This is a genomic window from Pseudoalteromonas luteoviolacea S2607 (assembly GCF_001625575.1).
Classification (GTDB): domain Bacteria; phylum Pseudomonadota; class Gammaproteobacteria; order Enterobacterales; family Alteromonadaceae; genus Pseudoalteromonas; species Pseudoalteromonas luteoviolacea_E.
In genome coordinates this window covers 12,724-24,705 of sequence record NZ_AUXV01000003.1, presented here as the reverse complement: position 1 = coordinate 24,705, position 11,982 = coordinate 12,724, and the positions used below count along the sequence as shown (strand labels likewise).

13 protein-coding genes are annotated in these 11,982 nt (G+C 39.8%); 7 read left to right on the top strand and 6 right to left on the bottom strand.

Translation table 11 applies throughout. The annotated features are described in order from the left end of the window. Positions 1-12 precede the first annotated feature (12 nt). Both N480_RS02440 and cydB read left to right on the top strand, forming a co-directional pair. Positions 13-1,359, top strand: a complete 1,347-nt coding sequence (locus N480_RS02440) for a cytochrome ubiquinol oxidase subunit I (RefSeq protein ID WP_063370946.1) — start codon at positions 13-15, stop codon at positions 1,357-1,359. Then, positions 1,352-2,353: a cytochrome d ubiquinol oxidase subunit II gene (cydB, locus tag N480_RS02435; RefSeq protein ID WP_063370945.1), complete on the top strand. Its 1,002-nt coding sequence runs from the start codon at positions 1,352-1,354 to the stop codon at positions 2,351-2,353. The genes N480_RS02440 and cydB overlap by 8 nt, the downstream gene beginning before the upstream one ends. A gap of 70 nt (positions 2,354-2,423) precedes the next feature. On the opposite strand, the gene N480_RS02430 is transcribed toward cydB, so the two are convergent. Both N480_RS02430 and N480_RS02425 read right to left on the bottom strand, forming a co-directional pair. Beyond that, positions 2,424-3,440 (bottom strand): lytic murein transglycosylase, encoded by a 1,017-nt coding sequence (locus tag N480_RS02430; protein ID WP_063370944.1) that lies wholly within the window; start codon positions 3,438-3,440, stop codon positions 2,424-2,426. Beyond that, complete coding sequence (locus N480_RS02425) at positions 3,433-3,714, bottom strand: YcgL domain-containing protein (RefSeq protein WP_063370943.1); 282 nt, start codon at positions 3,712-3,714, stop codon at positions 3,433-3,435. Before N480_RS02425 ends, N480_RS02430 begins: the two co-directional genes overlap by 8 nt. Positions 3,715-3,860: 146 nt before the next feature. On the opposite strand from N480_RS02425, the gene minC reads away from it, so the two are divergent. From minC to minE, 3 genes are read left to right on the top strand one after another with little or no spacing between them, the layout of a single operon-like run. After that, complete coding sequence (gene minC / locus N480_RS02420; RefSeq protein WP_063370942.1) at positions 3,861-4,562, top strand: septum site-determining protein MinC; 702 nt, start codon at positions 3,861-3,863, stop codon at positions 4,560-4,562. A gap of 5 nt (positions 4,563-4,567) precedes the next feature. Next, positions 4,568-5,377, top strand: coding sequence for a septum site-determining protein MinD (gene minD, locus N480_RS02415; RefSeq protein WP_063370941.1), 810 nt, complete (start codon positions 4,568-4,570; stop codon positions 5,375-5,377). A 1-nt stretch (position 5,378) separates the two neighbouring features. Next, on the top strand, positions 5,379-5,642 hold the full coding sequence (gene minE / locus N480_RS02410) for a cell division topological specificity factor MinE (RefSeq protein ID WP_063358211.1): 264 nt from the start codon (positions 5,379-5,381) through the stop codon (positions 5,640-5,642). A gap of 105 nt (positions 5,643-5,747) precedes the next feature. Here the strand turns inward: minE and N480_RS02405 are convergent, their stop codons facing one another. Continuing rightward, complete coding sequence (locus N480_RS02405; protein WP_063370940.1) at positions 5,748-6,248, bottom strand: YcgN family cysteine cluster protein; 501 nt, start codon at positions 6,246-6,248, stop codon at positions 5,748-5,750. Positions 6,249-6,324: 76 nt separating this feature from the next. After that, positions 6,325-8,301, bottom strand: a complete 1,977-nt coding sequence (locus tag N480_RS02400) for a 7TM diverse intracellular signaling domain-containing protein (RefSeq protein WP_063370939.1) — start codon at positions 8,299-8,301, stop codon at positions 6,325-6,327. 335 nt (positions 8,302-8,636) lie between these two features. On the opposite strand from N480_RS02400, the gene N480_RS02395 reads away from it, so the two are divergent. Next, complete coding sequence (locus N480_RS02395; RefSeq protein WP_063370938.1) at positions 8,637-9,776, top strand: Na/Pi symporter; 1,140 nt, start codon at positions 8,637-8,639, stop codon at positions 9,774-9,776. Positions 9,777-9,893: 117 nt separating this feature from the next. Further along, positions 9,894-10,373, top strand: a complete 480-nt coding sequence (locus N480_RS02390) for a hypothetical protein (protein WP_063370937.1) — start codon at positions 9,894-9,896, stop codon at positions 10,371-10,373. Here N480_RS02390 and N480_RS02385 read toward each other — a convergent pair. Continuing rightward, positions 10,370-11,554, bottom strand: a complete 1,185-nt coding sequence (locus N480_RS02385; protein ID WP_063370936.1) for an anhydro-N-acetylmuramic acid kinase — start codon at positions 11,552-11,554, stop codon at positions 10,370-10,372. The genes N480_RS02390 and N480_RS02385 overlap by 4 nt on opposite strands. Before the next feature lie 5 nt (positions 11,555-11,559). Beyond that, the gene (locus N480_RS02380; protein WP_063371216.1) at positions 11,560-11,970 is read right to left on the bottom strand and encodes a hypothetical protein; all 411 of its coding nucleotides are present in this window, start codon (positions 11,968-11,970) and stop codon (positions 11,560-11,562) included. Positions 11,971-11,982 lie beyond the last annotated feature (12 nt).

Below are 11,982 nucleotides of genomic sequence, written 5' to 3'. Positions count from 1 at the left end.
CAGAGGTGTGTCATGCTTGATACCTTATTGCTGTCGCGAATTCAGTTCGCGACTAATATAAGCTTCCATATACTTTTCCCGACCATATCCATTGCTTTAGCGTGGTTCTTGGTTTTTTTTAAAGTCAGATATATTCAAACAAATCAGCCCGTTTGGCTCCGGGCTTATCGGTTTTGGGTGAAAATTTTCGCCCTCACCTTCGCGCTTGGCGTTGTTAGTGGCATCACTATGTCGTTTCAGTTTGGCACTAATTGGCCTGGTTTTATGGAGCGCGTAGGTAACATTGCTGGACCGCTGCTTGGATATGAAGTACTGACTGCTTTCTTTATGGAAGCGACATTTTTAGGCGTAATGTTATTTGGAATGAAGCGTGTAAGCCCCTCGGTACACACCCTTTCTACAGTTATTGTCGCAATTGGCACCACTATTTCTGCTTTTTGGATTTTATCTCTCAACAGTTGGATGCATACACCTACAGGCCACGAAATTATAGATGGTGTTTTTTACCCGAAGGATTGGTTTGAAATTATTTTTAACCCGTCGTTTGGTTATCGCTTAAGCCACATGTTATTAGCATCTGGGATTACTGCATCATTTTTAGTCGCAGGGATCAGCGCTTATAGATTACTGAAAGATGATCATAAACATGCACCAAAGCTAACGCTTAAAGTAGCACTCACGGTTGCTGTTATACTAACGCCATTGCAAGCTTTTGTTGGCGATTTACATGGATTAAATACGTTTAATCATCAACCACAAAAGGTAGCCGCAATGGAAGGTGTTTGGGACACTGAAAAAGGGGCTCCACTACTACTATTTGCAATACCGAACGAGAAAACTAGAGAAAACGAATTCGAAATAGCGATACCAAACTTAGCCAGTTTAATTCTAACGCACGAAATGGACGGCGAAATTAAAGGTCTTAATGAATTTGAGGGAGCGCACCCGCCCGTAAAGCCAGTGTTTTTTGGGTTTAGAATCATGGTCGGTCTTGGATTATTAATGATTTTAGTTGCTGCTACTACTCGCTATGTTTTATTTAGGAGAGATAACCTTCCTAAGTGGCAATTAAAAGTACTCGTTGCTATGACCTTTTCTGGCTGGGTTGCAACGCTTGCTGGTTGGTATGTTACAGAAATTGGTAGACAGCCGTTTATGGTTCAGGGGTTACTTCGTATCGACGAGGTAGTGACACAGGTACCCGCCCAGCACGTATTATACACACTTATTGGCTACCTCAGTGTCTATGCGCTATTACTAGCAGCCTATATTAAAACGTTATTCTATACCGCTGATAAAGCCGTTGAAGTTGAAGAGTATGAATTAAATAACAATGTCAGAGGAGGCCAATATGCTTAGTGCTGACTTTCTTGCACAATTTTATGGTGCGCTTATGGCTCTTGCTGTACTCGTTTACGCCATTCTCGATGGTTATGATCTCGGTGTGGGTATTTTGTTACCAACAGATGATAAGTCTCAAGCGGATACCATGATAGCGTCTATAGGCCCTTTCTGGGATGCTAATGAAACTTGGCTCGTGCTTGCAGTTGGCTTGGCTCTTATCGCTTTCCCTTTAGCTCATTCTGTTATTTTACAAGCACTCTACCTGCCAGTCGCTGTGATGTTACTTGGTTTAATATTAAGAGGTGTGGCATTTGATTTTAGAGCCAAAGCGAAAACAAAATACAGAGATGCTTGGGATGTAAGCTTTAAAGTCGGAAGCATTATTACAGCATTTTCTCAAGGGTTTATGCTTGGCTTGTATGTAATGTCTTTTGATACAAGTTTACAAAGCTATGCATTCGCATTGTTAAGTGGCATCGGTGTGATTGCCGCATACGGGCTCATTGGTTCGGCTTGGTTAGTAATGAAAACTTCAGGCGCGGTGTATCAGCGGTCAATAAATTGGTGCAGACGCTTTAATGTGGTTGCACTAGTCGGTGTTGTTACTGTGTCGTTAGTTAACCCACTTATCAACGATTTTGTAGCTGATAAATGGTTTGGCACTGAGTTATCTGTACTCTTACTCCCTATCCCTTTTGCTTGTATCGCTCTGTTTATATTTCAAGACAGAGTACTTGCTATTTTGGGAAACGTCAGTGCTAAAGAAGGTAGCTGGAAGCCCTTTGCTTTGAGTTGCGGGGTGTTCGTATTGTGTTTCATCGGCTTAGTGTACAGTTTTTTCCCTTATGTTGTGCCAAATGAATTAACGATATATGAGTCTCTGGCTGATCCTAGTGCGCTGACATTTATGTTATGTGGGGTCGTTTTAGTTGTGCCAGCGATCATTGGATACACTATTTTCTCATACCGTGTATTTTGGGGAAAAACACAAGAATTAACTTACTACTAATTTCATTCTTTAGCCCACCAAAAAGGCAGCGAAGTTTAGCTGCCTTTTTTATCACATTTAAAATGTCGAGTTAGATTTTTGGGTAGCCAATCCTGTCTGATAGATAGCCCACACTAGTTACAAAATAGTAGCTTCTATTCCAATTCATCAAGGCTTTATAATTGTCGTAAGCAAGGTACATACGACCATTAATATCATCTGGCATGACTAGTGCTGCTGTGATATTCACTTTTGGAAGGTCAGTACCATCTGTACGGCGAATACCGAGTGCTTGCCAATCTTCAAGTGTGCGCTCAGAGTTCGAAAAGAATTCTAGCCATTGACTATGGTTACGCGTACCGCGTTTCAATACATAGTTTTCTGAGAATCCGTCTGGTAATTTAACTTGTCTTCCCCAAGTTAGATTATTGTTCCAGCCGACACTTTTTAGGTAGTTAGCGATTGATGCAAATGCGTCCTCTTTGGTAGTCCAAATGTCTTTACGACCATCTTTGTTGTAATCAACAGCGTATGACTTAAAAGACGTTGGCATAAACTGGGTTTGCCCCATAGCTCCGGCCCATGAACCCTTAAAGTTGTCTATTTCAACGTGGCCGTCTCGTAATATATCTAACGCGGCCCACAGTTGTCGTTTATATAGTGCTTCTCTTCGTCCGTCGAATGCCAACGTGACCAATGAGCTTATTACCGGGTAACCACCCTGCACTCGTCCAAAGCTACTTTCAAGGCCCCAAAGGGCGATTATGAATCGTCCTTGTACGCCAAACTCTGCCTCTATTTTGTCTAAAAGCTCTTTATTTTCTTTGTAGAGTTTTCTTGCGCGTTTGACTTTCCAGTCGGGAACTCGTTTAGGAAGATAGGTTTCGAGTGTTTCTACAATTTCAGGCTGTGTTTTATCAGCTTTGATGACCTTTTTTTTAAATTTTGCAGTTGCGAAGGCTGTATCAACAAGCGTTTGTTCATACCCTTTTTGAATTGCTTCTGCTTTTAGTTTGTCGAGATAAAGATCAAATTCAGCTTGTGTTGTTGCACTCACTGAAGCTGAAAAACACAGAGAAGTAAGTAATACTTTTAAAGTCTTAGTCACTCTTGGCTCCATTTCGTTTTTTAAATTCATCCAGAAGGTTATCTTGTGGAGGTGGAATCTGTAAGTAAAAGCCCTGTTCGATTAATTTTTCCTTAACCGATGCCAAATCTGCCACCCCAAGTTTTTCTCTTTTCGCAAGATCAACTAACATTACATATATGGGGGTGCCAAAAGTGCTCATTAGAGGCGCTGGAACTTTGCTGAAATCGTCTCTTTTTTCAATAAAAAGGTAGGTATCGGCTTTTTTACTACTTTTATAAACTGCACTTAGCATTATAACCCTATAAATTCTTGCTTATCTTAGAGCAGCACTATACCATGACATATATAGTAATTGGAAAGTTTTGCTGCTCTCAAACGTACACAGTACGGGGTCAGAATAAGATTTAATAAAGAGTACGCAGTTATATTTGAGCGCTTATGTCTACACAATCTTTTGAACTAAAGGGAAACCTTTTTACTTTGTCAGTGCTGCAGTTATTAAACGCTGATTTGAATGTTGTAAAAGAACAACTGAGTGAAAAAATATCGCAAGCGCCTAAATTTTTCAAAGGTGCGCCAATCGTCATTAACTTAGCACAGATTCAAGACGAACCACTGGTTTTGTCTGATCTAAAATCCATTTTATGTGACTTGTCATTAAACCCTGTTGGTATTTGCAATGGTAATGAAGAACATAATGAAAAAGCCAAGTCAATTGGCATGTCTGTTCTGAATTACACAAAAGACGTTGCACCTAGTATCAAAACGCAAACCACGACAGAAGTTGTTGAAAAACAAGTTTATGTTCCCGCTAAGATCGTCAACGGCACGGTACGCTCTGGTCAACAAATTTATGCGAAAGACTGTGATTTGATTGTCATTGGTGCGGTCAGTCATGGTGCTGAAGTTATCTCAGATGGCAATATTCACATTTACGGAACATTGCGTGGAAGAGCCATTGCAGGCGCACAGGGTAATGATAATGCAAGTATTTTCTGTCAAAAATTGGAAGCTGAACTAGTATCTGTAAACGGCAGTTACTGGATCAGCGACTCTCTGCAGGGAGAGTATTGGGGTAACCCTTGTCAAATTACCCAAACAAATGAATCTTTAGAATTAACAGCTTTGGTCAAAGGATAAATCTAATGGCAAAAATTATTGTCGTAACTTCCGGTAAAGGTGGTGTAGGTAAAACTACATCAAGTGCAGCGCTCGGTACTGGGCTTGCGCTTAAAGGGTATAAAACAGCCATTATCGATTTTGATATTGGCCTTCGAAATCTAGATCTTATTATGGGTTGTGAACGACGCGTAGTATATGATTTCGTTAATGTAATAAATGGTGAAGCAAACCTAAATCAAGCACTGATTAAAGATAAAAGAGTCGAAAAGCTGTTTATTCTACCGGCTTCTCAGACGCGTGATAAAGACGCACTAACTAGAGAGGGCGTCGAAAAAGTACTCAATGAGTTAAAAGAGGACTTCGACTTTATTATTTGTGACTCTCCCGCTGGTATCGAAGCGGGTGCGATGATGGCGCTTTACTTCGCCGATGAAGCGATTGTTACTACAAACCCAGAAGTTTCATCAGTTCGTGACTCGGATAGAATTCTGGGTATCCTGCAAAGTAAGTCTAAAAGAGCTGAAGAAGGCTTGTCACCAGTTAAAGAGCACCTTTTATTAACTCGCTATAATCCAGAGCGTGTGGCAACAGGTGAAATGTTGTCGGTAGAAGACGTGCAAGAGATCTTAGCAATAGACTTACTGGGTGTTATTCCAGAGTCAACGGCTGTTTTAAATGCGTCTAACTCTGGTCAGCCAGTCATTTTAGATTCCGAGTCAGATGCTGGCCAAGCCTATAGTGATGCAATTGATCGCTTATTGGGCGAGATAATCGACTTTAGATTTTTAAATGTCGAGAAGAAAGGTTTACTAAAAAGAATATTCGGAGGCTAATTTGTCTTTACTAGATTATTTCCGTTCGGAGAAAAAAAGCAGCGCCTCTTTAGCAAAAGAAAGGTTGCAGATAATAGTTGCGCATGAGCGCTCTAAAAGGGGAACGCCCGATTATCTGCCGCAACTGAAGCAAGATATATTAGAAGTGATCAGCAAATACGTAAAAGTTGATTCAAACGCTGTAAACGTGCAGTTTGAGCAAAATGAAGACGATTTAGCCGTTTTAGAGCTAAACGTAACTTTGCCTGATGACGAAAGCAAGTAAATGAAAAAAGGTAGCTAACAAGCTACCTTTTTTCATACTTTTAAGTTGTAGTTACAAACTAGACATTGAACACAAATTTTATAGATTTGATTTGCCGAAGTCGTGTCAGTTTTGATCGTGCTCAGGCCATTCTACAATATGATCTTCAAAGTTTTCTTCCAAATTAACTTGGGTCTCGAGAATTACTTTGTCTTTAATGCTAATACCTGCGTCGTGCATTACGCTTTTTGAACCTTGGTGTCTTAGTGGGTGCCATGAGGCCAGCCCCCTTCCCTCATATAGTCGTCGATAGCTGCACGACTTGGGCATGAAAAAAATATCTTTCAAATTTTCTTTGGTAAGTTGAACGCAGCTAGGGACCAGCGTTTGTCGTTCACTATATCTCGTGCATCCGCCCGTATTTATGTCGCTATATTGGCAAATAACATTAGTATATAAAAGCTCTTCACCTTCTCTTAGAAAATCCGTACTCTCAAAATCGTCTTCTTCATCCGAATCAATGAATGAATGTAGGCAGCATTTTGCACAACCATCACATATTGACTCCCACTCAGCTGTTGTCATTTGTTCCAATGACTTGGATTCCCAAAACTCTACACTACTCATACTTAACGCCCAAATTTTCGAACGGTGAATTCTACTTTAACAAAAGTTATAGCGCAAAAATTTAAACTTCGTAGTATTAGCCAACAGCGTAGTTTTGTTGGGAGACTCCCTCAATTGGTAAAGAGATTTCAATACATAGCCCACCGAGTAAGCTATTGTGAGAGTCAATTTTACCTTCATGGGATTCTATAATCTTTTTGCAAACTGCTAACCCCATCCCTTTACCACCAAGCATAGCGCTTCTAGATACTTCGTCTCTAAACAAAGGTTGGAATAACTGCTGATGTGCTTCGTAGGATAAAGGCATGCCAGAGTCTTCTATTTTGACGATAAGATTATGCCCATCTTGCAATGTCGTGAGCGAAATTTCCACATCTTCGCCGCCAAATCGCAAGGCGTTCTTTACAACTTCTAGAATCGCATTTTCCATTGTTTGTTTGTCGACAGTGATGGAAAGTTGGTCGTCAACGAAGTTTGCGATGCTAAACTTAGACTTTTTAGGATCGCCTTCTTGTATACATGTTTGGAAAACTTCATTCATATATACCTTTGCATTGAGGGTCTCTTTGTTCAGTAACGCTGCTATATCTTTATCGTCTGTAACTAACATTAGTTGATCAATAAACGCGTGTAACTCGTCGATTTTGGTCATGAGTTTGTTGTATGAGTCTTGGACGTTATCGACAATATTGTATTGCAAAGACTCGACTTGAATTTTCATGACGGTAAGCGGTGTTCTCAGTTCGTGAGATAGATCAGTAAATAGCTTTTCTTCTTTGGCTTTTAACTGAACTTCTTTGTCATTTACCTCTTTGTGTTTGGTATTAACAGTCTGGTTGAGAGCGTGTACTTGATGTTGTAGTTGATGAAGTAATCTTGACTGTAATGATTTATGTTGAAGTGCAAGTGCTATTGTGAATAACAAGACCTCAATCAAATACCCAATCTTTATAAATGACGTTATGTCGAACACATCTATGAAATTGCCATAGCTTGCGCCAACGATTGTAAAAATGTTCAAAAACAGTAAGTGGTTTAACAAGCTAAATGTAAATGTCCTCATCCCAGGACCTTTCTGTTTTATACTCCACATGCAAGTATATGCAAATACTGGTATGACTAGTGTACTCAGAATTAGGTTAAAATATACGCTGTTAATAGATAAAGCGATTGGCACGAGTGCCGCGTAAATACAGATAAATGTACAATATACCCTGTTCAGCGTAGGGTGATAGTGCTTAAGCTGCAAAAATCCTCTCACAAACAGTAAATGAAATAGCGGGACCGTTGCCATTAAGAAAATCGAAAATTTTCCTGAAAATGCATTATGTTCAGGCCAAAAGTATTGGAATGTAAACCCAGCAGTGTCTATGACGATCATAAAAAACAGCAAAGTCCATGTCGCATAATAGACATTAGTGCTATTTCTATTGAAGAAAAGGTTTACCAATACAATTAATAAAATTGCAGCGATTACTCCCGCCAAACTTGCGTTGGTTATTAGACTTTTGTGTGATTCTAATAGAAAGTTTTCTTTTGAGTGCAATCTGATATTTGCAGGTGCATTTGCAAAAGTCTGATATTCGATGAGGAATGTGTTCTCCCCTTCATGTAATTTTAGTGGTAAGTAAAACTGTGGATCCTGTATAGGCCTTTTACTAAAAGGGTCAGCTTCAGTGAGATTTATGACATCTAACCATCCATAAGGCATCTTTTGATAAACAGACACTTTCGCTAACCTCGGAAACCCGAACGATAGCATCCAATCACTAATTTCTGTCTTTCTATCAACTTTAAAGTAGACCCATTTAGAGTAAATTTCTTTCTGGGGCTTTTTATTCAAGTCATTGATTGGTCTAAATTGCTGTGAAAAGGAATCAAAGTCAAAGGCGCTGTGAAATTCTTCATCGTAATCGAAATAGAAGCGCGCTGCTTTATTAATCGCTACGACTTGCGTGTCTTTGTTAACACTAGTTGGTTTTACATTTGGTAGTACATCAGCAGCTGCTGGAATGAGAAAAAAACCAATCAGTATCAGTAACAAACTACGCATTACTCGCTCTCTTATTTATTTTTTATTAATTTTAGCGTTGAATCATGTAGAGAATATGGAGGTTGAGAATGATTGCTGTTTACTCAATAGCTAATTGTAAATGATTGTAACAAGTAAGTTTTAATAAAAACTTCATTATAATCAAGAGGGTGCTTGCCCTAGAATGCCAACCGTATACGTAAAGTATACAACTAGGTTCACTTCCTTCAGTATTGATTGGTGTGAATATTCGAACTGAAATATTTCTGTCATATTTCTCTGGTTAAATGCGTCCTGAAATAAAAACGTCATCAAAATGCCATAAAGTTACGGCATTGACACAACGAGATAAATCAATGAGTGAATACAGCGAAAAGTCATTTCCATCTAAGTTACTAACCTGGGGTGCAATTGCATTTCTAGTTTATTTGGTACTTGTAGCCGTTGGTACAGTAAGCGGTGGTTTTAAACTTGCGTCAGGCGGCTCCGAGGGAGCTAAAGAAATCTTCGCTTTTGCTACAAATCCATTTGTAGCCCTTCTATTAGGTGCACTTGCTACTGCACTAGTACAGTCTTCTTCAACTGTTACATCTGTTATCGTCGGTCTAGTTGCTGGTGGTTTACCGCTTCAAATCGCAATTCCTATGATAATGGGTGCAAATATCGGTACCACTATTACAAATACACTTGTATCAATTGGCCATATTCGTTCAAAGGAAGAGTTCCAAAGAGCTTTTGCAGCTTCTACAGTACATGACTTTTTTAACTTGTTTGCTGTCGCAATCTTCCTACCGTTAGAAATCATGTTTGGTTTACTAGAGAAGTTCTCAGCGAGTTTAGCGCACCTATTTGTTGGCGACGCTGACCTATCGCTTAAGAGCTACAACTTTGTTAAGCCGTTAGTTAAGCCTGCTGTAGGCATTGTGAAAGATGGTGTTAGTTTCTTAGAAGGTACAGCAGCTGGCGTTGCAATGGTTGTAATCGGTATTGCGATGATTCTATTTGCAGTTACAACACTTGGTAAGCTTCTTAAACAAGCACTTGTTGGTAAAGCTAAAGATCTATTACACGGTGCAATTGGTCGTGGACCGGTAGCTGGTATCAGCTCTGGTGCTGTTGTAACTGTAATGGTTCAATCTTCGTCTACAACTACAAGTTTAATGATTCCTTTAGCAGGTAGTGGCGTGTTTACAACTCGTCAAATCTACCCTTTCACTTTGGGTGCAAACATTGGTACTACTATCACTGCGTTACTTGCTGCCACTTCAATTACTGGCCCAGCTGGCGAAGTAGCACTTACTGTAGCACTTGTTCACGTAATGTTTAATGTGTTCGCTGTTGGACTTATCTACGGCTTACCGCTTCTTCGTGAAATTCCAATTAAGTGTGCTGAGAAGCTTGCTGAAGTGGGTGCGAGAAACAAAACGGCGGCATTTGGATATGTACTAGGTTCATTCTTTGTTGTTCCAGGTCTTATCATGCTAGCTGTTCGTTAATCAGTAGCAAATACTAGCTGCCCCAGAAAACATAATGATGTTTTCTGGGGTTTGTTCATATATATGCAATAAATATTGTGCACACTAACACTGATTCAATAACTTTAGTTTTCAAGTATGGCAACTTCTAGAACAATTCAATTTGAACTTTACACACATTGTGACCCAATGTTTCCGACTGGTAGCGCGTCAGCAATAGATGAAATCAAGTTCGATACACAGGGCCAAGAGTTAGTACTCGATTGCCTCTTACCTAGTGACGCAGCCGCGGGTAACGTGATCGAAGCTACAGCTACGCATGAGTTACAAAGAGATGTAAGTTTTAGTGGCAGTTATGAATTAAAAGAGCAAGATATAAATACTGGTACTATTGAGCTTATTTTAAAAGGCCATGGTGAAGCTGGCACATATATGACACAGCTAAGTTTGACAGGGCTTACCGGTGGAGTAAAAAATGTTGTGGATGCGCAAGTAGAACTTGCACACCCAATTTTAGAATTGGACTCAAGCAGTAAGACAACTTACAAAGAGAATAGCCCAATTAAAACAATCGTATCTAAGCTAAAAGAGTGGAAAAGCGATTTGCTAATGGCTTAACCGCCTGTTGGTAGGCTTATCTTACCTAGGGATAACCCACTCGCACTTTTGCTATCCGCGGCAACGCATTCGTTTGCTAATATCGCGAAAAGAACTGCTTCTTTAGAATCAGCATTAATCCCGCTTAAATTTAACTTATCGACACAGATATTTTCGTCTAACAAAAGTGCGATATTTTTCATTAAAGTGCTGTTATGGGCCCCTCCTCCACTTACTAAAACTTTAAGTTCGCCGCATATGTTAAGTGTATGGATATGGTCAACAATAGATTGAGCTGTAAACACATTCAGTGTTGCCATTGTGTCCTCTTTACTTATATCGGCAGGCGATGCCGAGTTAATACAGCTGTTCAGTAATTCAAGGTTAAAAAGCTCTGGACCAGTGGTCTTTGGCATTGGTTGATTTATAAAATCGATATTAGATAAAGCTGTTAACAGCGTATTATTCACTTTGCCCGAAGCAGCAATAAGGCCATCGCGATCGTACGCTAAATTGAAGTGCGCATTGACGTATTGGTCCATCATTGTGTTCCCAGGACCTATGTCGGAACACATAACCTCTTCGAGAGATGCCCCTTTTTTGATAAGAGTAAAGTTTGCTATGCCACCGATATTCAGTAGTAGTATATTGGATGTATCACTTCCAAAAAGGCAAAAGTCTCCATACTGTGCGAGCGGTGCACCTTCATAGCCTGCAGCAATATGCTTCTGTCTAAAGTCCGATATAGTAATGATACCTGTGTTGACAGCGATATGATCCCCATCCCCCAACTGCAAAGTGGCGTTACTAAATTCAGGAAGGTCGTGAAAATGCTTAGGGCAGTGATATATTGTCTGGCCATGACTAGCAATTAAATCTACTTCGTTATTAGAAACACCCCACGCTTTTAACTGTTTGTTTATAATGTCGGCATGCAATTCACCTAACCAAGGGTTCAGCAGCGTTAAATATTGTAAGTCCACGTTCTTTTTTGCGAATACTCGCAATATTTTATATTTTGTCTCTTGAGTGTAATCAACAGTTTCAAACGCTAAAACTTTACACTGTGTATCAGTGCCACTCCCAGATATTTTGCACAGGGCTAGGTCCAAACCGTCAAGAGATGTTCCGCTCATCAAGCCAAGCACGATTCGATCTGATTTTGCGCTGAGCGCGTATAGAGATTTTATGTATGGGTTCATAATTGCTATCGTAAGTTGTTACTCGTTACCAACGAAATTACTGGGTATAGACTGCTCCCCAAGTTCACGGTGACATTTATGATTTCACCGCCTTTAAACGACAGTTTATCTGGTAAGCTATTCAACACTTTTGCGGTTCCATCTGCGTAAGTTACCATTAAATGGTGTGGTTCGAGGATCCTTCTGCCGGACGATAAGTTTTCAACGCTAAGTAAAACGGCGCGCTCGCCATCTTCATTAGACATAGTAATGGCACTTTTTACCTTAAAATCACTATTTTGGGGGCGAATATTCTTGTCGCTATAAAATAATGTAGTGTCGGTATATATTTGTGTATTGTCTATTGTAAATGGTTTATCGGTTTTGGCTTGGGCAACCCCAGTTAGCATAACCAATGGTAAGAGTACTTTTATCAATTTTATCTCCAT

What these genes read in the sequence shown, in the direction of transcription:
- N480_RS02440 (WP_063370946.1), top strand. Translation starts at nt 13, where the DNA reads ATGCTTGATACCTTATTGCTGTCGCGAATTCAGTTCGCGACTAATATA.
- cydB (WP_063370945.1), top strand. Translation starts at nt 1,352, where the DNA reads ATGCTTAGTGCTGACTTTCTTGCACAATTTTATGGTGCGCTTATGGCT.
- N480_RS02425 (WP_063370943.1), bottom strand. Translation starts at nt 3,714, where the DNA reads ATGCTAAGTGCAGTTTATAAAAGTAGTAAAAAAGCCGATACCTACCTT.
- minC (WP_063370942.1), top strand. Translation starts at nt 3,861, where the DNA reads ATGTCTACACAATCTTTTGAACTAAAGGGAAACCTTTTTACTTTGTCA.
- minD (WP_063370941.1), top strand. Translation starts at nt 4,568, where the DNA reads ATGGCAAAAATTATTGTCGTAACTTCCGGTAAAGGTGGTGTAGGTAAA.
- N480_RS02405 (WP_063370940.1), bottom strand. Translation starts at nt 6,248, where the DNA reads ATGAGTAGTGTAGAGTTTTGGGAATCCAAGTCATTGGAACAAATGACA.
- N480_RS02400 (WP_063370939.1), bottom strand. Translation starts at nt 8,301, where the DNA reads ATGCGTAGTTTGTTACTGATACTGATTGGTTTTTTTCTCATTCCAGCA.
- N480_RS02395 (WP_063370938.1), top strand. Translation starts at nt 8,637, where the DNA reads ATGAGTGAATACAGCGAAAAGTCATTTCCATCTAAGTTACTAACCTGG.
- N480_RS02390 (WP_063370937.1), top strand. Translation starts at nt 9,894, where the DNA reads ATGGCAACTTCTAGAACAATTCAATTTGAACTTTACACACATTGTGAC.
- N480_RS02385 (WP_063370936.1), bottom strand. Translation starts at nt 11,554, where the DNA reads ATGAACCCATACATAAAATCTCTATACGCGCTCAGCGCAAAATCAGAT.